22 protein-coding genes are annotated in these 23,314 nt (G+C 63.0%); 9 read left to right on the top strand and 13 right to left on the bottom strand.

Annotated elements, in window-relative coordinates:
- Positions 1–263 precede the first annotated feature (263 nt).
- From ACFP9U_RS10370 to ACFP9U_RS10380, 3 genes are all read right to left on the bottom strand, one after another.
- Entirely contained in the window at positions 264–857 is a 594-nt protein-coding gene (locus ACFP9U_RS10370) for a TetR/AcrR family transcriptional regulator (protein WP_378621152.1), read from the bottom strand.
- A 144-nt stretch (positions 858–1,001) separates the two neighbouring features.
- Positions 1,002–1,367 carry a hypothetical protein gene (locus ACFP9U_RS10375; protein WP_322452358.1) on the bottom strand — a complete coding sequence of 122 codons (366 nt, stop codon included), beginning with the start codon at positions 1,365–1,367 and terminating at the stop codon, positions 1,002–1,004.
- Positions 1,368–1,461: 94 nt separating this feature from the next.
- The gene (locus ACFP9U_RS10380; protein WP_378621154.1) at positions 1,462–1,947 is read right to left on the bottom strand and encodes a cupin domain-containing protein; all 486 of its coding nucleotides are present in this window, start codon (positions 1,945–1,947) and stop codon (positions 1,462–1,464) included.
- Positions 1,948–2,616: 669 nt separating this feature from the next.
- Here ACFP9U_RS10380 and ACFP9U_RS10385 point away from each other — a divergent pair.
- A complete protein-coding gene (locus ACFP9U_RS10385; RefSeq protein WP_322452359.1) occupies positions 2,617–2,802 on the top strand; it encodes a hypothetical protein in 186 nt (61 codons plus the stop codon).
- Positions 2,803–2,840: 38 nt separating this feature from the next.
- On the opposite strand, the gene ACFP9U_RS10390 is transcribed toward ACFP9U_RS10385, so the two are convergent.
- From ACFP9U_RS10390 to ACFP9U_RS10400, 3 genes are read right to left on the bottom strand one after another with little or no spacing between them, the layout of a single operon-like run.
- A complete protein-coding gene (locus ACFP9U_RS10390) occupies positions 2,841–3,188 on the bottom strand; it encodes a TraR/DksA family transcriptional regulator (RefSeq protein ID WP_322452360.1) in 348 nt (115 codons plus the stop codon).
- Positions 3,189–3,208: 20 nt separating this feature from the next.
- Positions 3,209–4,057, bottom strand: coding sequence for a universal stress protein (locus ACFP9U_RS10395; RefSeq protein ID WP_378621156.1), 849 nt, complete (start codon positions 4,055–4,057; stop codon positions 3,209–3,211).
- A gap of 11 nt (positions 4,058–4,068) precedes the next feature.
- Positions 4,069–5,550, bottom strand: a complete 1,482-nt coding sequence (locus ACFP9U_RS10400; protein WP_378621157.1) for a SulP family inorganic anion transporter — start codon at positions 5,548–5,550, stop codon at positions 4,069–4,071.
- 688 nt (positions 5,551–6,238) lie between these two features.
- Between ACFP9U_RS10400 and ACFP9U_RS10405 the strand changes: the two genes are divergently transcribed.
- Positions 6,239–6,970 carry a spermidine synthase gene (locus tag ACFP9U_RS10405; RefSeq protein ID WP_378621159.1) on the top strand — a complete coding sequence of 244 codons (732 nt, stop codon included), beginning with the start codon at positions 6,239–6,241 and terminating at the stop codon, positions 6,968–6,970.
- 299 nt (positions 6,971–7,269) lie between these two features.
- On the opposite strand, the gene ACFP9U_RS10410 is transcribed toward ACFP9U_RS10405, so the two are convergent.
- The 3 genes from ACFP9U_RS10410 to ACFP9U_RS10420 form a co-directional block, all read right to left on the bottom strand.
- Positions 7,270–7,995, bottom strand: a complete 726-nt coding sequence (locus ACFP9U_RS10410) for an SDR family oxidoreductase (RefSeq protein WP_378621160.1) — start codon at positions 7,993–7,995, stop codon at positions 7,270–7,272.
- A gap of 10 nt (positions 7,996–8,005) precedes the next feature.
- On the bottom strand, positions 8,006–9,082 hold the full coding sequence (locus tag ACFP9U_RS10415; RefSeq protein WP_378621162.1) for an NAD(P)-dependent alcohol dehydrogenase: 1,077 nt from the start codon (positions 9,080–9,082) through the stop codon (positions 8,006–8,008).
- A gap of 122 nt (positions 9,083–9,204) precedes the next feature.
- The gene (locus tag ACFP9U_RS10420; RefSeq protein ID WP_322452366.1) at positions 9,205–10,095 is read right to left on the bottom strand and encodes an AraC family transcriptional regulator; all 891 of its coding nucleotides are present in this window, start codon (positions 10,093–10,095) and stop codon (positions 9,205–9,207) included.
- A gap of 263 nt (positions 10,096–10,358) precedes the next feature.
- Here ACFP9U_RS10420 and ACFP9U_RS10425 point away from each other — a divergent pair, with 263 nt between their 5' ends.
- The 3 genes from ACFP9U_RS10425 to ACFP9U_RS10435 are packed head-to-tail and all read left to right on the top strand — an operon-like array spanning position 10,359 to position 13,199.
- Entirely contained in the window at positions 10,359–11,126 is a 768-nt protein-coding gene (locus tag ACFP9U_RS10425; RefSeq protein ID WP_378621163.1) for an ATP-binding cassette domain-containing protein, read from the top strand.
- 15 nt (positions 11,127–11,141) lie between these two features.
- A complete protein-coding gene (locus ACFP9U_RS10430; protein ID WP_378621165.1) occupies positions 11,142–12,173 on the top strand; it encodes an ABC transporter permease in 1,032 nt (343 codons plus the stop codon).
- Positions 12,174–12,203: 30 nt separating this feature from the next.
- On the top strand, positions 12,204–13,199 hold the full coding sequence (locus ACFP9U_RS10435) for a sugar ABC transporter substrate-binding protein (protein ID WP_378621166.1): 996 nt from the start codon (positions 12,204–12,206) through the stop codon (positions 13,197–13,199).
- 515 nt (positions 13,200–13,714) lie between these two features.
- On the opposite strand, the gene ACFP9U_RS10440 is transcribed toward ACFP9U_RS10435, so the two are convergent.
- The 4 genes from ACFP9U_RS10440 to cysK form a co-directional block, all read right to left on the bottom strand.
- Positions 13,715–14,023, bottom strand: a complete 309-nt coding sequence (locus ACFP9U_RS10440; RefSeq protein ID WP_378621168.1) for a hypothetical protein — start codon at positions 14,021–14,023, stop codon at positions 13,715–13,717.
- A gap of 221 nt (positions 14,024–14,244) precedes the next feature.
- Entirely contained in the window at positions 14,245–14,991 is a 747-nt protein-coding gene (locus ACFP9U_RS10445; RefSeq protein ID WP_378621170.1) for a thiosulfate oxidation carrier protein SoxY, read from the bottom strand.
- Between the two features lie 80 nt (positions 14,992–15,071).
- On the bottom strand, positions 15,072–16,502 hold the full coding sequence (locus tag ACFP9U_RS10450; protein ID WP_378621172.1) for a pyridoxal phosphate-dependent decarboxylase family protein: 1,431 nt from the start codon (positions 16,500–16,502) through the stop codon (positions 15,072–15,074).
- On the bottom strand, positions 16,484–18,019 hold the full coding sequence (gene cysK, locus ACFP9U_RS10455; RefSeq protein WP_378621173.1) for a cysteine synthase A: 1,536 nt from the start codon (positions 18,017–18,019) through the stop codon (positions 16,484–16,486). Before cysK ends, ACFP9U_RS10450 begins: the two co-directional genes overlap by 19 nt.
- A gap of 308 nt (positions 18,020–18,327) precedes the next feature.
- Between cysK and ACFP9U_RS10460 the strand changes: the two genes are divergently transcribed.
- The 4 genes from ACFP9U_RS10460 to ACFP9U_RS10475 all read left to right on the top strand — a co-directional run bounded on the left by ACFP9U_RS10460 (position 18,328) and on the right by ACFP9U_RS10475 (position 23,239).
- A complete protein-coding gene (locus ACFP9U_RS10460) occupies positions 18,328–18,480 on the top strand; it encodes a hypothetical protein (RefSeq protein WP_378621175.1) in 153 nt (50 codons plus the stop codon).
- Positions 18,481–18,702: 222 nt separating this feature from the next.
- Complete coding sequence (locus tag ACFP9U_RS10465) at positions 18,703–21,435, top strand: xanthine dehydrogenase family protein molybdopterin-binding subunit (protein WP_378621176.1); 2,733 nt, start codon at positions 18,703–18,705, stop codon at positions 21,433–21,435.
- Positions 21,432–21,971, top strand: coding sequence for a (2Fe-2S)-binding protein (locus ACFP9U_RS10470; RefSeq protein ID WP_322452375.1), 540 nt, complete (start codon positions 21,432–21,434; stop codon positions 21,969–21,971). The genes ACFP9U_RS10465 and ACFP9U_RS10470 overlap by 4 nt, the downstream gene beginning before the upstream one ends.
- Positions 21,971–23,239, top strand: a complete 1,269-nt coding sequence (locus tag ACFP9U_RS10475; protein ID WP_378621178.1) for a cytochrome c — start codon at positions 21,971–21,973, stop codon at positions 23,237–23,239. The genes ACFP9U_RS10470 and ACFP9U_RS10475 overlap by 1 nt, the downstream gene beginning before the upstream one ends.
- The last annotated feature ends 75 nt before the right edge of the window (positions 23,240–23,314 follow it).

A 23,314-nucleotide genomic window follows, 5' to 3' on the forward strand; every position in this document is an offset into this window, starting at 1 on the left:
ACAGCGATCATGATTTCGCCTCCAACACGTCGGCAGCCCACATTTTCCGAGCGCCTTTTGGCCCGGGAACAGTCCCAACCTCACGGATATCGAGGTCTGGTCGCAGCTGAACCATCCAAGCGCACCGGATACCGACTGCGCCTTGTCTCGTCGGAATGCCCGAGATAACACAAGGTTCAGATGAGGCAGCTAGAGGCGAACGACATATTTCCGCCCGACTGCGGCATTCCCAACGACACTGCAGATCACCGCGTTCGGGACTTCTACGCCGGTGTGCTGGGCGACGAGGCGAGGGAAGCAAAGTAGAAGTCGAGCATGGTATCGAGAGGTGTCGGATCGCGACGCAGCCGGCTGCGCAGGGCGGCCCCCTCCCAGCAATTCACCACCAGGTCGGCCAACAACTGCAGGTCCGAGCCGGAAGGCAGATCGCCTCGGTCGCGCGCCTCCTCCAGGCAGTCCTTGATGCGGCCCGCGATGATGGACAGGCATGACTCGATCTTCTGCTGAAAAACAGGGCTGACCCCGGACAACTCCTGACCCAGGCCGCCGAGCATGCAGCCGAGGTACCCTTCCTCCTGATACTTGTCTCGTGTCGATTCGAAGAACTTCCGCACACGATCCAGTGGCGGCAGGGAGCGGTCGCCCAAGGAACCGTCCAGCCCATTGTGCACTTCGCTCATATAGAGGTCGATGACCTGAAGGGCGAAATCCTCCTTGCTCTTGAAGTGGTGGTAGAACGACCCTTTCGGCATGCCCGTTTCCTGCAGCACGGCCTGGATGCCGAGATCATTGTAGCCATGGCGCAGGAGCATCCTCAGCCCCGCGTCGAGCATGCGCTCCTTGGTGGAATCGCTCATCGAGAACATCCAGCTCGTTGTCCTTGGGGAGCGAAAATCGGCTCCCGGGCGCCGAAGGTCAAGGCCGCCCCGCTGGTTCGCGGGGCGGCCTTACAGATGGCGGGCCGCGCTGACGCCAAGCGTGAGTGTCAGGCGCGCCGCGGGTCAGTGTTGGTGTTCGGGCGGCGCGAAGAGGATCAGTTCCACGCGATCGTCGCCTTCGACATAGGCGTCGTGGCCCGGCGGAATCTCGAAGAAATCGCCGGGCGCGATTTTCGTTTTCGCTCCGGTATCGAGCATGCGGACGACGAGCGTGCCGGCGATGCAATAGCCGGTGTGGTGCATCGGACAGGAGTCCGGGTTGCCGAGAAGAGGCTTTTCATCCTTTTCCCAGGTCCAGCCAGGTTCGAATACGGCGTGCATTCCGGTCGCTCCGGTACCCATCTTGATGATGGCGATACCACCGCATTCTTTCATATCGAGCAGGTCATCGGGTTTGTCGAAGCGCCGGGTTTCAATGGCTGTGGTCATGACGGCATTTCCTTTCTGGCTGAGGGTGAAAGCAGCGGCCTGTTCCGATGCAGCGTTCCGTTCAGTCGGATCGTCGGCTTCGGAAAGCCCCTCATCAATCGGTTGGGGTGGCGGGCATGGCGTCGACCGGCTCGTTGAAGCCGATATAGAGTACGCAAGGCTCGCTCGAGATGCAGTCGGCCGAATGCGGAAGCTCCGGTGGACCATAGGCATAGGTTCCCTTCCCGAGCGTCACCGACTCCTGGCCGTCATAGTCGACGCTCATCTCGCCTGCGACCAGCACCATGCGCTCCGCCGAGGTATGCAGGTGACGGTCGACGCCGGTATTGCCTTCGAGGCGGAAGAAGATGTCGGTGCGTGGCTCGCTCGGCTTGCCCTGAAGCACGGCGATCGAGCATCCTTCCGGCATGAATGCGGGGCAGGGGCCCCATTCCAGCGACGGATCGTCGGCTTTGATCGCCAAGGCCTCCTTGCTGGATTGCGCATCTGCAGGTCCCGCGGCGAATGCCGCAAGCGCCATCAGGCCGAAAGCGGCGGAGGACAGGAGATGCCGGAGTCGGATGAAGGACTGCTTGGTCATGAGTGTTCTCCTCGTCGATGTTAAGAATAGACCGGTCGGTCTAATAGAAATGTCACACAGGACGTGACGCGCGTCAATCCCGGCCAGGTCCAGGCTCGTTCAAACCCGGGAAAGCGATGAGCGCTGCGAGAGCGACGGACGGAAGGACGTTCCTGGCGAATTCGTGGTAGCGAGCGACGATGCGACGGAAATCCTTGAACCTGCGGACGCGGTTTGATGCGCCAGCAGTAGCGAAGCCCAATAGTCTCTCTCGGCCGCGCTGCCGGTTGAAGTGTACCGGAGGATGGCTTATCTCTCGCTCATCCCCTTGTATTCATGCAGGGACCGGAGAGACCGGACAGGTCGGCACAGGGCGTTTCGCGTCTGCCATGGCTCCGGTGAGCCGATCCGGATTTACCGATCGGCGCTCGTGGTCCTTGCCGCCTGAGCGGTCAAAGCCGTGGCTTTGCCGGGCTGCGAACGCGTTCGGATTCTCCTGGCTATACTCCAACGTGCGGCTCTTCTCGGCCGCAGGCTTCGAGCACCGAGAAACGAGGCGAGGCTATGAAATTCCTTCTGGACCGCGATGCTGGACAGGCTGCCGTTCGCCAGATCGGAAGTTATCTGCGCAGATACGGTTCCGGCCATCAGGCGCGGACGTAGTCCCAATTACCCGACAGGAGTCGAGAGATGTACGATGACATGGATCTTGCCGAAGAGTTGGAGCATATCGCGGACAACGCCGGCCGCTTCACCAAAAAGGAAATGAGTGGGATGATGCGGGTGGCGGCGGTAACGCTCCGGCTGCAGCGGCAACGACTGAGCGAAGCCGAAGCTATCATCCTGGAGGATCTGGTTCCCGAGGGAACCGCCTAGTTGGCCGCCATTGCTGCTTATGTTGCGTTTGCTGGGTGTTACGTCGCACACCGCACGCAGGCAGCGAATGTCGGATCGACGTTCAGGCGCCCCGGGGGAATTTCCTCGCCGCATTCCGTGCAGTAGCCGAACTCTCCTTCGTCCATGCGCTTGAGAGCCTGCAGGAGCAGGTGCCGTCGGTGCATGCGGCGGCGCTGAACCGCTTGGGACATCGCCTGCATCTGCATGGCATCGATACGCGAAACCCGACCGACGCTTTGCTGGTCAAGTTCCACGGGAGCACTCCAATTCGCGTTGTCGGTGCTCAGACGATCGATTTCGGCCAGCTCCTGCTCGAGCCTCGGCCGGAACTTCTGCAGCAATTCGGCGTAGGCATTGTCGTCCATGGCCTGTACCTGATCACAGATCAGCGAAACATCAAGACTGGAATTTTGCAGCGCCGCACCATCTCGGTCGTGGTACTTCCGATAATCAAGCTGCGGATCCGGGAATGGCCGTAGGCGCCCATGACGAGCAAGCCGATGTTTTCGGCCTCGACCTTTGCGCTGATGACCTCCTCGGGCTCGCCGTTGGAGAGCTGCGCGTCGACGTCGAGGCCGGCATTCCTGAGCAGCGAGGCCGGTGCCTCGAGCCGGGAGCGGTTTTCCGGCGTCTCCGCCCCGACCGACAGGATGGTGCACCGCAGGCCCTTCAAGAGGGGGCTTGCGGCGACGTAGTCGACGGCACGGCTTGCGCTTTTGCCGCCGTCATAGGCGATGAGAAAATGGTCGAACGGGGTGAAGGCGCGCGCCGCCACCAGGACCGGCACCTTCGCGCTGCGGACCACCCGTTCGAGGTTCGATCCAAGATGCAGCCTGGCAAAATCGGCCGCTTCCCCGCGCTTGCCGATGACGACGATCTGCGCATCGGCTTCCAGATCGGCCAGTGCCTCCAGGAGGTCTCCGCGGCGCAGGGTCGTTTCCACCTTGGCAACGCCGATGCCGTCGAGCGTAGTTTTCGCCGCGGTGAGCAAGGCGCGTCCCTTCTGTTGGGCAAGCTTGCCGTGCTGCTCGTCGAGGCGGGTGTATTCTTCCAGAAGCGCGGAGCGCTGGCCCGGCTCAAGCCCCCCGCTCAGATCGAAACTGCTAGACATGCGGCGCCCGAGGACATGGACGACCTCGACTGTAAGGCCGGTTCTCAGGGCCGCCCAGCCGGCGATCCCGCAGACGCTGTCGGCATAGATCGACCCGTCGACCAGAGCCAGTATCTTGGACATGCGTTCCTCCCTCAATGGCCCATGAGGCGTTCGAATGCGCCGGGCTTGTCATGGATGGCGAGCTTGTCGACGAGCGTCGCACTCGCTTCGTTCATTCCGGCCAGTTCGACGTCGGTGCCTTCGCGGCGGAACTTCAAGACCACCGTGTCGAGCGCGGCGACGCCGGTCAAGTCCCAGATCTGTGAGCGTCCGACATCGATGCGGACGCGCTCCAGCGCCTCCTTGAAATCGAATGCCTTGACGAACGCGTCCGCCGAGGCGAAGAACACCTGCCCCTCGACCGTATAGACGCGCTCCTTGCGATCATCCGAGAGGGTTGAGGAGACGCGGAATATCTGCGCCACCTTGGAGGCGAAGAAGAGCCCCGACAGGAGCACACCGACGAGCACGCCGATCGCAAGATTGTGCGTGACGACAACCGCCACCACCGTCGACACCATGACGATCGAGGAGCGACGCGGATGTTCGCGCAAGTTCTTGATCGAGGTCCACGAGAAGGTGCCGATCGACACCATGATCATGATGGCGACGAGCGCGGCCATCGGTATGATGCTGACCCAGTCGCCCAGGACCACGATCAGGAACAAGAGGAAAACGCCGGCGGCGAGCGACGAGAGGCGGCCGCGCCCGCCCGACTTGATGTTGATCACGGACTGGCCGATCATCGCGCAGCCCGCCATGCCGCCGAGGAAGCCGGTCGCCACATTGGCGACGCCCTGGCCGATACACTCGCGGTTCTTGTCGCTGGGGCTGTCGGTCAACTCGTCGACAATGGAGGCTGTCATCAGCGATTCGAGCAGGCCGACGATCGCCACCGCCGCCGAATAGGGCAGGATGATCGTCAATGTCTCCAGGCTCAAAGGTATGTCGGGAAGGAGGAAGACAGGCAGGGTGGACGGCAGTTCACCCATGTCGCCGACGGTTCTCAAATCCATGCCGAAATAGAGCGCAATGGCCGTGAGCACCACGATACAGACGAGTGGCGAAGGAATCGCCCTGGTCAGGCGCGGAAACAGGTAGATGATCGCCAGTCCGCCCGCGACCATCACATACGTCATCTGCGGGACGCCGACGAGCTCGGGGATCTGCGCCATGAAGATGAGGATGGCGAGCGCATTAACGAAGCCGGTGATCACGGATCGCGACACGAACCGCATCAGGTCGCCGAGTCGGAATAGCCCCGCCGCAACCTGCAGCACACCGGCGAGCACCGTCGCGGCGAGCAGATATTGCAGCCCGTGATCCTTGACGAGCGTGATCATGAGGACGGCGGTGGCCGCCGTTGCAGCCGAAATCATGCCAGGGCGCCCGCCGGTGAAGGCGATGATCACGGCAATCGAAAAGGAGGCGTAGAGGCCGACCTTCGGATCGAGGCCCGCGATGATGGAAAAGGCGATGGCCTCCGGGATGAGCGCAAGGGCGACGACGAGCCCCGCGAGGAGATCACCACGAATATTGCCGAACCACTCATCGCGGATCCTGGAAAAGAGCATTGAAGAGAAACCTCGATTGTAAAACAGCGCTACACTAAAAGGGGCGTGGAACGCGGAGGGATGTCGGAGCGCTCTCAACGCGCCGTCCCCGCTCCAGAGCGTGAGCGGACAGCGCGAATGCGCGACATTTGAGACCGCAAGGAGGAGATGATGTTGCAGCGCAATATTTCTCCCTTTAGCGATAGCGGTCTCATTTTGAAAGCTGTAGATGCCGGTGCATGGCTGCCTTGCAGAAATGCCGCGCGGTTCGGGATTGCGCTGAGCGAGACTGAGGCCGGACGGCTTCTCCCCTACAAAGAACCGGAGAACGATGTTAGGGGGAGCACCAGCAGTTGCTGTCCGACTGATCAGGATCGACTTTTCCGGTCCCTGCAGGTTTCTCCCGAAAACGAGAGGAGACGTGACAGGCCCTGTCGAGCGGCATTTTCGTCTCACGATCCTGAGACGCGTGCAGCGCGCGAGGATACACCGTCTGGTGAGCCGCGTGCTCGCGTTGGGGTGGTTCGCGGCCCCACCAACGTCCATCCGACGCACTTCGGCGTCGATGGAGAATTCGTGCCGCCGTGCGGGTGGTGGCCGCATCAGGCATCGTCGTTGCCCGGGTCGCGGCTTTGGATGAGCGGGGCCATCGGCGGTTCGTCACGTCCAACTGCCTGAAGCCCGCATCAAAAACAGGAAAGGTAGCCGCTTGAGCCGGTACTTCGAAGAACTCGACTATCAAATCACGCCGCTCGGCGCGCTCTCGCTTAGGCGGCGGCGTGACATCGCGAGCGGCGAGGATATCTATGAGATCAAGTTGAACGACGAGTTCCTGATGTCGTCGAAATTCACGGCATCGGAAAAGGCGCTCGCAACCTTGGCACTTCGCGCGCTCTCCGGAGAGGGGTACAAAGTGGCGGTCGGCGGGCTCGGGCTTGGCTACACCGCGGCGGCCGCGCTTGACGATCCCGGGGTGCGCACGCTCATCGTCATCGATGCGCTGAAGCCGGTGATCGAGTGGCATGAGGCGGGTCTGCTGCCGCTTGGCAAGCAGCTTGCCGCGGACAAGAGATGCCGCTTCGTACATGGTGACTTCTTCGCCATGGCACGCTCGCCCGAGACCGGCTTCGATCCGCTCAACCCGGCTTCCCGCTTCGATGCTATCCTGCTCGATATCGACCATTCACCCCGCCACGTCCTGAAGTCTGAAAACGCGGTGCTCTACACGTTTCAGGGGCTGAAGAAGCTTTCCGAGCATCTCCTGCCCGGCGGCGTATTCGCATTGTGGTCGAACGAACCGGAGGATCCGGCGTTCACGGAAGTGCTGACGGCCGCCTTTGGGAAGGCCCGTGCCGAACCGGTCGTCTTCTACAACCCCATTCAGGACCGTGAAGCCCGGCAAGCGGTCTATCTCGCCTGGAAGGCGCAAACTTCCTCATGAGCCGTTCTGACGGCCACCGCGACAAGACCCGCACCTGAAGGCTTGGTGCCTTGCTGCCGCGTCTGTCTTTCCGCGGACTTGCGGATGTTCATGACGGTCGCCGGGAAGAACTGCTGGCGCTGCGAAGATGATCGGCGACGGCTCGCCGGCACGCAGATGCTTCAGCACATCTTGCGCTCTCCGCCATTGGACCCGCGGTGAGATCCCGGGCGATTGCCCAGCCGCCGGTCCGCGCCTTGACGTAACCTAGCTTCCCGCACCGGCACAAGGGAGCACCGCGGCGCAATCCGTGTGCCGCATCACCGAACGAGAAAGCCGCCGTCGATGGGAATGGCCAGCCCGTTGACCATCGCCGCCGCGTCGCTCAGCAGGAAAGCGATAACTTCGGCGATATCCGGGGTCTCGGCGAACCGGCCGATCGGGATGCGGTTCAAGACCGGTTCGGACTTTGCCGGATCGCTCCATGCCCTTGCTGCCAGTTCCGTCATCGTGACGATGGGATTGATGCAGTTGACGCGGATGGAATGCTTGCCGAGTTCGTTCGCCATGACGCGGCTCATGGCGTCCATCGCCCCTTTCGAGGCGCAATAGGAGGCGTGGTCGTCGAAGCCGATCATCGAGGAAATGCTGGAGACGTTGACGATCGCGCCGCCGCCGCCCGCTTCGACGCGGGCGCGCGCATATTCCTGCGCGACGATCATCGCCGCCTTCGTGTTGACCGCATGGACCAGATCGAACGCCTCGTCGGTCACCTCCAGAAAGGACTGGAGAACATTAATGCCCGCACAGTTGACGAGATAGTCGGCCGGCGCCGCCTCCCGCGCGGCGCTGCGCGCCGCCGCCGCGTCTGCCAGGTCGACGGCCACGCACCGGCAATCGATCTCATCCTTGAGGCTGTCGAGATCTGCCCGGGTTCGCGAAAGAGCGGTGACCCGGGCGCCTCTGCCGGCGAGCAGTCGTGCCGTCTCTCGTCCGATGCCCTTTCCGGCGCCGGTGATGATCACGGTTTTGCCGGTGAAATCCATTTTCATCTCCCTATCGGTTGCCAAGAACAATCTGCATCTTCACCTCGCCGGCGGGTGCACGGGCGGCAAGTTCGAAGGCTTCGACGCTTTCCTCGAAGGAAAAGGTGCGGGTGATGAGGCGTGTGACATCGAAGGTCTTGGCCGACAGCATTTCCAGGCAGTTCGGGAAGACATGCGCATAGCGGAACACGTGCTCGACACGCGCCTCCTTTATCTGTGCCGCGGCGACGTCATAGGCGATCGGCTCCAGGGGAATGCCGACGAACACGCACACACCGCCGGGCCGCAGGACCTCGAACACCGAAGAAGCGGCCTTCTCGTTGCCCGAGCATTCGTAGACGACGTCGGCACCCCAGCCGCCGGTGATCCTCGAGACCTCGGCTGCCAGATCGCTCTTTGCCACATTGACGGTGGAGATCCGGCCCAGTGTGCCGGCGATCTCGAGTTTCGTATCGTCGATGTCGCTCACGATCGCGTGGGCGCATCCACCGGCCAGTGCCGCCACGGCCGTCAAGAGGCCGATCGGCCCGGCGCCCATGATGACCGCGGTATGCCCTGCCGCGCAACGCGCCTTGTTGATGGCGTGGACGCCGACTGCGAACGGCTCGACCATGGCGGCCTCGGCGAAGCTCACATTGTCCGGGATCCTGAAGGTGAAATCGGCCGGGTGGACGACGCTCCTGCGCAGGACGCCGTGTACGGGTGGCGTGGCCCAGAAGCGCACCTCGGGATCGAGATTGTAGAGGCCCAGTCTGGAGGCGCGCGACGTCGGCACCGGGATGCCGGGCTCCATGCACACGCGGTCGCCGACCGCGAGGTGGCGCACGTTTGCCCCGGCCTCGACCACCGTGCCGGAGGCCTCGTGTCCGAGGATCATCGGCTCGCGCACGACAAAGGGCCCGATGGCGCCATGGGTATAGTAGTGCACGTCGGAGCCGCAGATGCCGACGGTATGGACGGCGATCCGTACATCCGTCGGCCCGAGCGCTTCTGCAACTTCGAAGGGCCTGAGCGACAGCCTGCCTTTTTCCTCGAGAACCAGCGCGCGCGTGTCGGCGGCAAGATCGTGAGACGAACCGTGTGCCAAGATGCTCCCCTTTTCACATTGCCTCTGCCGGAGCCTAGGCCGGAGCGGGGAGGGCGGCTACGTCGATCATGGACCAGTTGCAAACATTCATGACATCGGCGCCTGCTTGCCGCCGCCCTCGGTCAGGCGGCCCAGGGCGCCGTCACGGCGCGGCTGCTGCGCCGGTATTCGGATGGCGTCTGGCCGCAGATGGTGGCGAACTGTCTGTTGAAGTTGGCCGTGTTGTTGAAGCCGGAATCGAAACAGATCTCGGTGACGCTCAGATCGGTTTCGGCAAGCAGCGTGCAGGCGTGGTGCACGCGAAGCTGATTGATGAACCGCACGAAGGTGTGGCCGGTTTGCTTTTTGAAGAAGCGTGAAAAGGTGCTGATCTCCATTCCGCAGAGCTTCGCTGCGTGGTTCATCGGGATTTCGCTGCGGTAGTGCTCGAAGATATAGTTGATGACGTTCTGCAGGCGCTTGGACTGGCTCGTATAGACGCCGATGGCCGGCGCGCAGCGCGACAGCATGCGCCGCTGCGAAGGCGCGTTCGCCAGCGCCGCCATCAGCTCGATGAAGAGAATGAGTCTGCGTGGGCCGCCGGCTTCGCCGATCGCGCCGAGCAGCCGCCGCCCTTCCTCCGCCGCGTCGCCGGTGAACTCGAGCCCGTAGACGGACTCCTCCAGCATCGCCTGGATATCCTTCAGTTCGGCGAAGCCGGAGATCAGCGAACGCGCGAACTCCTCGCTGAACTGGATGAGCATGTCGCGGTCGGTGATGCGCTCGTTCGGGCCGATGTCGCTCACCCAGTTGTGTGGAAGGTTCGGCCCGGTCAGGACCAGTGTGCCGGGCGTGAAGGGACCGACATAGTCGCCGATCATCATCCTGCCGGTGGATCCCTGGATGAGGTGTAACTCGTATTCGGGGTGGTAGTGCCACTTGGCCAGATGATGGGGATAGTCATGCACGTACCAGCGGAACGACTCCGTCGGCGCGCAAACGATAACTTCGTAGGCTGGATTGATCCTGAGCATCCGGGCTCCTCCCTCCCAAACGCAGTGCACGGCGAAATGAAGGTCGAGCAACGCCGGCAAGTCAAGATGCAATGCCGGTGATCTGCAAGATTGTTTGCAAACTTGATTGAATAGACGTCGCGACGGCGACTTTGCTTCAATATCGTTTCATTGTGACAGAACCGGGGGAGGAGTTCCGGGAACGCCGCGGCTTCGGCCGGGCGCGTGGAGGAGCGTGTTCTGATGCGCTCCCGCGTGTCGCATGTGAACGGGAGGAGCATGAGATGGATCCAGAAGGGCAGCAGGCGCACGGCTCCCTGCTTTCGGCGCGCAACCTCAACAAATACTATGGTGGGCTGCGTGCGCTGCGCGACGTCGACGTCGACGTGCGCAGGGGCGAGATTCTGGCGCTGGTCGGCGACAATGGTGCGGGCAAATCCACGCTGATCAAGGTCCTTTCGGGATCGATCATCCCCGATGAAGGGGAGATCCGGCTGAAGGGCGAGCCCGTCGCCTTCAAACGACCCACCGACGCCCGCGGCCGGGGGATCGAGACGGTGCATCAGAGTCTCGGCCTCATCGACGAACTCGACGTGCCGCAGAACGTTTTCCTGGGTCGCGAGCTGACGAAACCGGTCGCCGGCTTCTTCAGGGCACTCGACAAGGCGGAGATGCGGCGCAGAACGCGGGAGCTGCTGCAGAACTTCTCGATCGGCCTGCCGACGCTCAACGAACCCGTGCGCCGCCTTTCGGGTGGCCAGCGCCAGACCATCGCCATCAGCCGGCTGCTTCTTTCGGAGCCGGATCTCCTGATCATGGACGAGCCGATGGCCGCGCTCGGCGTCGATGAAGGGCAGAAAGTCCTCGATCTCGTCGTGCGGCTGAAAGCCAAGGGCATGACGGTGCTGATGATCAGCCACAATCTCGAGCACGTTTTTTCCATCGCCGACCGGATTGCGGTCATGAAGAACGGTGCGATGGTTGGGGTGGTGGAAAGATCCGCCGTCAGCCGCGCGGACATCGTCTCGATGATCACCGTCGGGCACGCTTGAGGAGGGAAGGGGACAATGGCAATGACCTCCACGGAACAGTTCGTGAAGTCCATCGGCCACGCCGACCGCCGGTTCCGCTTTGAGGCGGTCGGCCTGACACTCGCCATCCTGGTTCTTATCGCGGTGTTCGCTTTGATCAACCCGCGCTTTGCCACCTACTCGAACCTGCTGAACGTGCTGACCCAGGCGTCGACTTATGTCATCGTCGCCATGGGCATGACGCTCGTCATCACCAAGGGCGGCATCGATCTTTCGGTGGGCTCGATGATGGCCGTCGTCACATGCGTGGCCTTCGGCATGATCGAGTCGGGCACTCCTTGGCCCCTGGCCGTGCTGGTCATGTTTGCCCTGGCGGCGGCGCTCGGCGCTTTCAACGGCGTTGTCATCGCCTTCCTGGCTGTGCCGGCGCTGATCGCGACGCTCGGGACCATGGTCGGTTTCCGCGGCATCGCGCTCCTGCACTCGGAAGGCAAGCTCTATTACGGTCTGCCGCCGGAGCTCCTCTGGCTCGGCCAGGGTGAGGTGCTCGGTGTTCCCGTGCCGATTCTGGTGGCCGCCGCCTTTGTCCTGCTGACCCATGTCATCTTCAACCACACGCGCTTCGGCGTGCACATTCGCGCCGTCGGTGGCAACCGCGAGGCGGCGCGGCTCGCCGGAATCGCGGTCAGCCGTGTCGAGGTGGCCGTCTATGCCTTCATGGGTCTTGCGGTGGCGCTCGGGGGACTGCTGTGGATGGCGCGCATCGACGGCACGCAGGCGACGCTGGGGACGGCGATGGAAATCCACATCATCGCCGCGACCATCATCGGCGGCACCAGCCTGTTCGGCGGCAAGGGCACGCTCTACGGCACGCTGCTCGGGGCGATCCTTCTTTCGCTCCTGAACAATGCTCTGGTGATCGCCGGCGTGGAGTTCTTCTGGCAGCTTGTCGCCATCGGCGCGATCGTGATCTGCGCCGTCACCATCAACAACATCAAGGAGAACAGGATCTCCTGGATAGACCGGCTCCGCAACCGCAAGGCGCTGTCGCGGAGCCGCGCTCGCTGATCACGTCAAACCAAAAGGGAGGAAACGAAAATGCTGACGAGAAGAAGCGCACTTCTGGCCGCGGCGATGGGCGCCGTCATGGCGCTGCCTTTGGCCACCGACGCGCGGGCGCAGGAGGAGCCGGTCCAAATTGCCTATCTGTCCCCGTCCTTCGATATCTCTGACGCCTGGGAACGGGTCTATTGGTCAATGCGCGCGCGGCTGGACGAGTTGGGCGTCGAGCACGAAGTACTCCAACTCGCAGTCGCCAACGCCGCCGATCACGCCGGTCAGCTCTCCCAGGTGGAATCGGTCATCCAGCGCGGCGCCGACTATGTCTTCCTCGGGGCGACCGAATACGAGTCGGCCATTCCGGGGCTGCGCAAGCTGAAGCAGGCGGGCATTCCAACGGTCGTCTACAACTTCCTGGAGCCGCACGAGGACGAGACGGCACGGGCCATGCAGTACATCGCCTTCGACCATTACGAGGGCGGGCGCGTGGCTGGCGAATGGTCGGCCGAAAAGCTCGGAGGAAAGGGCAAGGTCGCCGTTCTCCAGGGCGTGGCCGGCGTGGTGAGCGATCAGCGGATGGAGGGCTTCACCGATGTCATGGAAAAACATCCCGACATCGAAGTCATCATCGGTGTGCACACCGATTTCGACCGGGTGAAGGCCTATGAAGCGACGGAGAACCTTTTAGCTGCGCATCCGGATCTCGATCTGATCTATGGTGTGTCGACAGCCGTAGGGCTCGGCATCGGCCAGGCCGTCAAGGCGGCCGGCAGGTCCGACGATATCTATACGCTCGGCTTCGGCGGTACGGGCGACGAGATCCAGGCGATTGAAGAAGGTTGGCTCAGTGCATCGCCTCTGCGCTCCATCGACGACAGCGGCGTTGCGGTCGCCGATGCCTTTTATGCTCATATGAACGGAGAAGAAGTCGAACCGGTCTGGTCAGGACCGTTCGTCATGGTCGACGCAGACACCGACGCCGACGAGGTGGTGGCGCACGCCAACCGCTACTCGAGCAAACTTATGGGCCGCTGAAGCACGCTTGCAGCTTCGACAGCATCCACCCGCCCTATTGGCGGGTGGATGCTGTCGAGTACGCCGCCGACCCCCCATGCCCAAAGATGCGGACCGATGCGGTCCGCCAATGCTGGTCATAGGATGCCTTGTTCCCTCACGAGCACGTGACAGATTGCGGCGATCGTATGCCATGTCCGTGCTCCATCGGCATCACCATCGAAACTCGCGTCCTCCGCTCTACGCCGCGCCTGCGCAGGAGCGGCCAGCCCGCTTCGCCGCACGAGCTTGCGTGCAGATCTCCACAGGGCGATATCGACGATCTCCGCTTGAAAAGGCCGCCGCTGAACGCGGGCTGCAGCCCACCTCACGCCTGCACCGTTTCGCAATCGTCGCATGTCTTCATAGCCCGTTGCAGCTTGTCTTCACGGCTACAGTGTGTCGTCCGCGCGGAGCTGCGCGCGTGGTGATGAGTGGATCGAGGTGGCGTCGCTGCGGCTGCGCGGCTGTCAGCAGCCACCTCCGATCCAAGGGTATCAGGTTACCGCCCGAAGGACTTCCCAGCGGGTGTTACCGCTGACGAGAAGCGGCTCGATGTCTCGGCCGAACGCCTTGTGATCTTCGCGGGCCGCCAGCTTCTCCCACTGCTCGCTGAGCTGGGTTAGGCTTGCAACCCTCACGTCCACTGTGACGAGCGCTTCCTCGGCGCCGATGCTGCCGGTGTAGATGGCGTAATCGGTCTGGCCGATCTCCTTGCCGATCGTTTCCCACCAATTCCTGATGCGGTCGATGAGCTCCGGCTTCTTGCCGAAGCGGGCATAGCAATACCAACGTGCGATGATCATTTTCTTCCTCCCGTCGTTCGAGGCCGCGCCGCGGCCCGCCCACAGGGGTCTACCCGGCGTCGGCGATCCTGATTACTTGATAGCAGCCCGCCGGAGGGCCGTCTTTGCAATTGGGGAAGCAAGGTTTGGGGATTTGCGCACTCGAGCCCGACGGCGCTTAGAGTAATTCCAGGAAAAGTGGAAGCCGGTTTTCCGTCCGGAATTGCGTTGAATCAACTGATCTAGCGGACCTCGACCCTCAACCGCTCCACGGCGCGCCGACCGGTATTCTCGCGCCATTCGAGCCGCAGCGTGCCCGGCGCCCGTGGCGCCAGGTGGAAACGCAGATAGGGATCGGCGGCCACCGAGCGGCCTAAGGTGGCCGCGAGCGCCGGTTCGCCGTCGAGCCGGGCCTCGAAGCGCTCGATGATACGTTTGGGCGGAGCGTCCGGCCCCAGCCCGTTCTCCATCGGGTGCTTGATGAGCGTGACCACCTCGCCCGGAACGCCGGCTTCGAAGACGGGCGCGCGCACGCGCGTCCGCATCGCCTCCGACCAGTCACCGTCTGCCGGCGTGATACAGCCCGATGAGGCGATACGGATCGCGCGCTCGGCCACCCGAACCGTGCCGGAACGCATCCGCGCCACGGCAATCACCGTCTGGCTTACGTCGAGGCGGATGCGCGTGGCGATCCGGGCACGGCCGGCAAGGGGCGTGAAGCGGAAGACTGCCACGCGCGGGAAGGGGTTTTCCGGCGCGATCACGTGCACTGTGTCGGGGAAGTCGTCCCGGGAATGTTCGACCGAGAGGCGAAGCGGCAAGAACGCGCCGCTGTCACTGACATTCGGCAGATGAAGGGTGATGCCCTCGGTAACGGGCGCGGCGGCACCCGTGACGGCGCGCGCATCTGCGCTGTCCCGCCAGGCACCGCCGGTCGGCGCGCCCGCCGCAAGCGCCGGCACGACAGCCAGAAGTGCGCCGCCGCCCATCACCAGCACCTGCCGCCGTGTGAAGCAAGACCGAGAATGCACGGTCGGCAGAAAGGTCCCGCCCCTTCGTGACATGCTGTTCAGCATGCGATCTTCATCCACTCCGCCTCGATGGCGTCCGCGGCGGAGATTGCCGAAGCGATGTCCGTCGCATAGCCGATCACCGAAATCCGCAGAACTCTCCGCCCGCGCCAGTCTGCAGTCCGGAAGAAAAAGCGGCCGCTCTCGTTGAGCGCTGCTGCGAGGGCGTCCGCATGATCCGGCATCGCGGCATTGGTTTTCTTGCCATGGAACGAAAGCACCACCTGGTTAAGGCAGACCGAATTCTCGATGCGGATGCCCGGTGTGTTCGCGAGACGGTCGGCTATCGCCCGTGCGCACAGGTGGTGAGCGCGCACCATCTCCACGATCCCCTGCCGGCCCATGACCTGCAGCATCGCCCACGTGGCAAAGCCGCGGGCGCGGCGTGACAGCTCTGGCCCGAAATGGGTGGGATTGCGCCCGTCCTGCGCGTCATGGGAAAGATAGCCGGCGGTGATGTCCATCGCCCGGCGGTGGGCGTCCGCGTCGCGAACGATGGCAAAGCCCGAGTCATAAGGCACCTGAAGCCATTTGTGCCCGTCGACGGCCCAGGAGTGGGCGCGCTCGATGCCGCGGCACTGCGCTTTCATTTCCGGCACCGCGCGCGCCCAGAGGCCGAAGGCGCCGTCGACGTGCAGCCAGCTTCCGTGCTCGGCGGCGAGATCGGCAAGCGGCTCGAACGGGTCGAAGGCACCGGAGTTTATGTGACCGGCCTGGCAGACGATGATGCCGGGTCCGGTTTCGTGCTTCAGTGCCGCCTCAAGCGCGGCGCAATCCAGCACGCCCTCACCGTCGGTCGGAATGCGGATGAAGTTCCGCTCCCCGAAGCCGAGATAGCGCAGAACCGCGAAGTTGGAGGCGTGCGCCTCGTCGCTGATGAAGATGTTCACCTTGGGCACGTCTTGCAGGCCGGCTTCGTTGAGATCGAAGCCCGAGCGGCGCAGAACCTCGCCTCTTGCCGCCGCCAGGCTGATGAAGCCCGCCATTGTCGCGCCGGTCGTGAACCCGACGGAGCTCTCGCGCGGCAGATCAAGGAGTTCCAGCAGCCATTTGGCGGCAATTTCTTCCGCGGTCGCGGCAGCCGGAGAGCACTGGTGGATGGCGGCGTTCTGCCCCCAGGCCGAGGTGAGCCAGTCCGCGGCGACGCCGGCGGGATGCGAGCCGCCCATCACCCAGGCGAAAAAGCCGGCCTGCGTGTTGCCCACGAGACCGGGCTCGGCCGCGCTCACCAGATCGTCGATCACGTCGAAGGGATTGCGCCCTCGATCCGGCAGGCCGCAGTCGAAGAGCCGGCGCAGATGCTTGACGTCTACCGAGGGATGCAAGGGCGGTAAGCCGTTGCGGTAGCGCCTGGCATGAAACGCGGCGTGATCGAGAACGGACGCCGCGGCCTCTTGAGCGGCGAGGTGTTTCATCGCGGATGCAGCCATTTCGGGAAGAACTCATAAGGATCGACCGATTTCGATGCGTCGAACGACACGCCCTTCGCCTTCAGGAGGTCCTGGAGATGGCCGTCCTTGAAGGCATCCAGAGTTTCGGTGCACCCGCCCACATGCTCGCCGCCGACGAATATCTGCGGGATGGTCGGTGCGCCGGTCTTTTTGCGCAGGGCCACGCGGATGTCGCCGCCCCAGTTGTTTTCCTGGTAGGCGACCGAATCGAGATCGACGGATCTGAAGGGGACGTCAGCCGCCGCGAAGAGCTTGCGAACGGACCAGCAGAATTCGCACCATTCGAGCGCGAAGAGCACGACCGGTTCGTCGGGATCGGAAATCACCTGCTCCACGAAGTCCCGCGCCTTCTCCGTGGGCTCCGGCATGGCCGCGCCGTCGGCGGCGGGCGCGGCCTGCGAGGGCGCATCGAACCTGTAGGACGGGGTGGAGGCGGATATCTCCATCTCCTCGTCGCTCATCGTGTCCGTGATGTCGTCGAAGAGCGGCGTCGACAGATAGCGCTCGCCGGTGTCGGGCAGCATGGCCAGGATGCGCGAGCCCTTTGGCGCCTCGCGGGCGACCTGAAGGGCCGCCGCGAAGGTCGCGCCCGCCGTGATGCCGCAGAAGATACCTTCCTGCCGCGCCAGGGCACGGGCGTATTCCAGGGCGTCGGCGCCGCTGATCGGCACGAGACGGTCGATGAACTGCGCCTCCAGAACGTCGTTCGTCAGTTTCGGGATGAAGTCGGGGGACCAGCCCTGCATGAGATGCGGGCGGAAGATCGGGTGGCTCGCCGCCGGGCTGCCGTCGTCGCGATAGCTCTGCGTGACCCCGCTGCCGAGCAGCGGAGAATTGTCGGGCTCGGTGGCGATGATCCTTGTCCCGGGGCTCTTCTCCTTCAGGACGCGCGCAACCCCCTTGAGCGTGCCGCCGGTGCCGAAGCCGGTGACCCAGTAGTCGAGTCCGTTCTCACCGAAATCGGCGAGAATCTCCATCGCGGTGGTGCGGCTGTGCATGTCGGCATTGGCCTCGTTCTCGAACTGGCGGCACAGGAACCAGCCGTGCTTGTCTGCAAGCTCCCTGGCCTTGTTCAGCATCCCACTGCCCTTCTCCGCCGCCGGCGTGAGGATGACGCGGGCCCCGAGATAGCGCATGAGGCGCCGGCGCTCGACGCTGAAGTTCTCCGCCATCGTCACGACCAGCGGATAGCCCTTGTGGGCGCAGACCATTGCCAGTCCGATGCCGGTGTTTCCGCTGGTCGCCTCGATGACCGTCTGGCCCGGCTTCAGCGTGCCGTCGCGTTCGGCCGCCTCGATAATGCCGAGCGCCAGCCTGTCCTTCACGGAACCCAGCGGATTGAACGCCTCGAGCTTCACGTAGACCTCCACGCCTTCTGGCGCGAGCTTGTTGATCCGCACGACGGGCGTGTTGCCGACGGTGTCCAGTATGGATCCGCAGATGCGTGGGAGGACCGCCAGGCGTTCCTCCCGTGCCTCTGCCTGCCGTCGGCTCACCGACGGATCATTGCTCGTTTGTTCCCGCGGGAGGGGACTGGATGAACGTTGCATCGCTCGCTTTCCATTACGCTTGCTGAATTGACTTGTTTCAGGACACCGCGATGGGCGGCGGCGCTCCCGGTTTGACGTTCGCCGGCTCGACCCGGCCCGTCCGAACGGTTCCGAAGGTAGTGCAACGGCCGGGCGCGTGTCTTTGCATTATGGGAAGGTAGGCTTCGCGATTTGCGCATTGTGCCGTGCGCAAACCGGGAACTTTCTCAACGGCCTTATGTGCCTTGCTGCCGAGAACGGGAAAGAGGGAGAACATGAACGAGATCGTTCCAGTGACGGCGGCATACAAGCTTACGATCTACGTGCCGGAAACCTCACCCTCGCCCGGGTCTCCCGCCGTCGGCGCGTTTGTGGATCCGGATTTCCATGCAACGCAAGGCGCCTGCAAAAATGTATTGTCGCCCTAGTGCTGTTTATTCAAAAATGATCACGGTTTTTACATCGCTCCAAACCCGGTTCGTGAAAACTGGTCATTTTTATGGTTGGTTCCCGGTCGAATCTGCACCTATGCTCGGGCGAAAGCCGTCCTGTCGGCGGTTGGACATGCCCGCAGACACCCGTTTTCATCTGCGCGCGCCCGCACATACATTCTGCGAGATCAGCTCATGCATTCGACCCGCAGAGACTTCTTGAAATTCACCGCCGCCGGCATTGCCGTCACCACCGCCCCGCTCAAATCCGCTCGAGCGGCGCTTCTGGAAAAGAAGATCCAGATGGCGCCCGCAGCGTCGCAGACCGGCCGGCTGAAGCGTCGTATGGACGGTTTGGCCAAGGTGACCGGTGGAAAGGTTTTCGCCCGGGATATCCGCGCGCGCGACATGCCCGACTGGCCGGACGACCAGGCCCATGCATTCATGGTCTTTGCGGACAGGGCGGACGCCCCGTTCATTGGGCTTGATTTCTCCGGCCTGGGAGAGGATCTCCAGCCGGATGTCATCGTCACCGCAGAAGAAACGACAAAGGCCGGCCTCGATTTCTATGACCCATTCACCTTTGGCGCGCGGATGTTGCTGCCAAAAGGCGAGGTGCCGTTTTTCCTTGGCCATCCTCTCGCCATCCTGATCTACAACGATTTCGCCCGGTTCGCCGTGGCCAAGCGCACGTACCAGGCGAACCGCGGCAGGATTGTCCGGTTCGGTGAGACCACGGGGCCTGTCACGCGCGACCCTTATGCGAACTTCCGTTTCGTGCGGATCGAAGGCGCCGAAGGTGCCAAGGGCGAGACAGACGTCTTCAATCCGGTCGACGATGGTTATGTTTTCGCCAGCTATAAAGACCACGAGGTCCGGTGGCCGACCCCCGACGCCGGCGGCGACGTGAATGCCCGCGGTATGTTCCACGCGGATAGGATCCGCTCCGAATTGGACAACCCTCCCTCCGACTGGCACGTCGTCGAACGCGAATATTATTCTCCCTACATCGATGCCGCCGCATTGGAGCCGGACAACTGCAATTGCTGGTTCGACGAGGAGGCTGCCAGGCTGGAGATCGTCATGGCGAGCCAAAGCCCGCACGAGGTGATGACGGGCACGGCGGCGATGCTCGACAAGAGCACGTTCAAGGTCCAGGAACTCAAGGGTCACCCGGCCTACACGGTCGGCTACGGCACGAAGGAACACAGCCCCTTTCCGTACTATGGCGTTGTTGCGGCGCTCCACGCGCAAGGCCGGCCGGTGCGCCTGGCACTCGATCGGGAGGAGCACTTCCAGACGGCGATCAAGCGCCATCCTGTGCGTGTGAGGTACCGGCTGGCGGTGGACCGGCGCAGCCTCAGGCTTCAATCCTTCGCCGGCGATCTCGAACTCGATGGCGGCGGCCGGCAGAACTATACGACACCTGTCACCCAGGTGGCGGCCGGCGCCGCGCAGGGCATCTATTACCTGCCCAAGAACGACATCGTGGCCATCGGCCGTTCATCACGTGCGCCGCACGCGGGTTCGGTGCGCGGGTTCGGGTCGCTCGAAGCGCAGATCGGCATGGAGATGCTGGTCGATGAGATCGCCGAGGAACTCGGCGTCGACCCCATGGAACTGCGGCATGTCAACGCGCTCGAAAACGGCCAACGCAATTCCGCCGGTGCGGTGCCGCTCGGCAAGAGCCGCATGAAGGAGATGATCGAGGCCGATCGGCAACACCCGGTCTGGGTCGGTCGGGAGACACGCAAGGCGGACTTCGAAGCGGCCAACCCGGCCCTAAGGTATGGGGTCGGCTATGCGATCGGCAAAAAGGGATTCGGCAACTCGAATGAAGGCGTCGCCGCCGCCATTTCGCTCACGCGCGATGGCAAGGTGAGGCTGCGCCACATTGCCGTCGAGATCGGCACCGGGGCTGTTTCCACCCAGGCCCTGATTTGCGCACGCTGGTTCGGCAGACCGGCCGACGAGACCGAGAGCGCCGCCCTGGATTGGTCGCCGCTCGAAATGTTCGTCACCATGAGCCCGTTTGCGATGGACAAGGCTCATCAGGACGAGATGAAGCAGGACCCCCGGTGGACCCCGGCTTTCGCCTCCGCCTCCAGCGCCACCAACAGCGTCTTCTATTTTTCGCACGGCACGCAGGAGGCCGGACGTTTGATTTTCGAGCGCGGCATTCTTCCCGCCGCCGCAGCACTGTGGGGTTCCTCCATAGATCGTGCCGCCGCGGCCCGATGGAATGACGGGGTGTTCACTCTGTCCGACGGGCGCCCCTTGACCCTTGCCGAGATTGCCGCAAAAGCCCACGACATGGGCGCTGTTACCGGCGCGATGGTCCATGCCTTCGATCGTTGGGGCTGGTCGGAAGCCGATTTCGACATCCTGGGCGAAACCTCGCGCCGCCCGCTCGACGGGCTCGCAATCCAGACCGGATCCGACCAATGGAGGCGGATCGAGCGGCGCAACGTTCATTACATGGACCCACAGCTCGACAATGCGAGCTGGTCGCGCTTTGCGCCGGTATCGGCGCTTGTGGAACTGACCGTCAACCGTGGTACCGGCGCGGTGAAGCTTCTCTCCCATCATTCCAGTCTCGATTGCGGGCGGATACTCGTGCCCGAGTTCGTTTCCGGCCAGCTTCAGGGAGGGATCGGTATGGCTGTTGGCCATGCGCTCTACGAAGGAATGCCCCTTTACGAAGGCGGTCCGGGCCAGGGGCACTGGAACTTCAATCGTTATCGGTTGCCGCGCGGAAAGGATGTCGCCGTGTGGAGCCAGACCGCGAATTACCTGCCCGTCTCGCAGGAGGAGGATTTCCCGAAAGGCATTGCGGAAGTGGTGCAGATTCCAACGATCCCCGCCATCGCCAACGCCGTGGCGCATGCTATCGGCCGCAGGATGCGCGACTTGCCCCTGACCGAGGACAAAATCAAAGAGGTGCTGATATGAGCATCCCCTCGCGTGACCTCAGCTTGAAGATCAATGGCGAAGAGATCGGGCCGCTCTCCGTGCCCGAAGAGCTGATGATGATCGATTTCCTGCACGAATATGCGGGCCTGACCGGCAGCCGTTTCGGTTGCGGCCAGGGGTTGTGCCGCGCGTGCACGGTCATTGTCGATCAAGAGGATGGGACGAGTCGGGAGATGCGCACCTGCATCACCGGAGCGCACTATTTCAACGGCCGCTCGATCCGCACGATCGAGGGACATGCGAAGCGCGATGAAAACGGTGCGGTCGCGCTCACGCCAGTACAGGAGGCCTTTCTCGACCATTTTTCCTTCCAGTGTTCCTACTGCACCCCGGGGTTCGTGAACGCGGCGACCGTTCTCGTCGAACGCCTGCAGCGTGAGCCCGTGGGTCGCGATCAACTGGAAGCCGTGATCGAGGAGGCGCTGAACGACCACATCTGCCGATGTACGGGATATGTCCGCTATTACAGCGCCGTGCGCGAGGTCGTGTTGAACACGCCGGGGCTGTTGAAATAATGCGTGTTATCAAATGGTTGCTGGCCCTCGCTTTCGTTGCCGCGGCAGCAGCCTTGTTGGTGGTGTTCTGGCCCGTCAGGTCGGCCTATGACGGTGAAGCTGCAGAGGCCAGGCTTTCATCCGACAGGCAAGCGCTGATCGCCCGGGGAAAATATCTCGCAATCGCGGCCGACTGCGCAGCCTGCCACCAGTCTCCCGATGGCACTCCCTTCGCCGGTGGCTTGCCGATCAACACGCCATTCGGCGTGATCCATGGGACCAATATCACGCCCGACGGGGAGACGGGCATTGGTGACTACAATTCCAGGGACCTATTCCATGCGATTGTCGACGGCGTGCGCAAGGATGGGCAAAACCTCTATCCGGCGATGCCGTACACCTCCTATCACGCGATCACCCAGGAAGACAGTGACGCGATCTACGCCTACCTGATGACGCAGACACCCGTAAGGCGCGCGGAGCCCGTAAACGGGCTTGCCTTTCCCTTCGACCAGCGTTGGCTGCTTGCTTTCTGGAATCTCGTCAATCCGAAGGTATCATTGCCTGAATCGCTCTCGGCTGAAGCGCATGAGGGCGCTTATCTGACGGAGGTTCTCGGGCATTGTCAGGAATGCCACACGCCACGCAATCTGCTAGGCGGGCTGAAGCCGGGACAAGCCTATGAAGGCGGCCAACTCGGGGAGGGAATTCTGGCGCCGAGCCTGACACCCGCCGGACTCGCCGAGCGTGGCTGGACCGCGGAAGACCTGCGCACCTTCCTGAAGGAGGGCATCGCACCCCAGGGCACCATGACCCTCGAGATGTTCCCGGTGCTGGAGCACTCTACGCAGTATCTGCGCGAGGAGGACATCACCGCGATTCAAAAGCACCTGATGGCCGACACGCCCTTGACGCAGCGTCCCGCGGAGAAGAGACAGGTGACCGACCCTGATGCACATGAACGCGGCGGTGACGTCTACGTTGCTGTCTGCGCGGGCTGTCACGGCATCAACGGGGAAGGCAAACCGCACGTAGCGCCGCCGATGACGAGGAACACCAGTCTTCGACTTTCGGATCCGGGCAATCTGCTTCGTGTTGTCATCGATGGCGTGCCTGGGCAGCGATACCCGAACGGCGAAGTGATGCAAGAGATGCCGGGCTTTGCGGATACGCTCTCCAACCAGGAAATGGTCGACCTGGCAAATTTCATGAGAACGGAGTGGGGCGGACAACCTGCCTCGGTGAAACTGGAGCAAGTCGAGAAACTCACGCAAGAAGGCGTTCATTAGACTATTTTTGGACTCGGAATCCGGGAGCGACGCTTGTTGTGCCGCGTTGCTGCTCAAGCAGGCGGTCGACGAAAT

It is taken from the genome of Nitratireductor sp. GCM10026969 (assembly GCF_042660605.1).
In the GTDB taxonomy this organism is placed as follows: domain Bacteria; phylum Pseudomonadota; class Alphaproteobacteria; order Rhizobiales; family Rhizobiaceae; genus Chelativorans.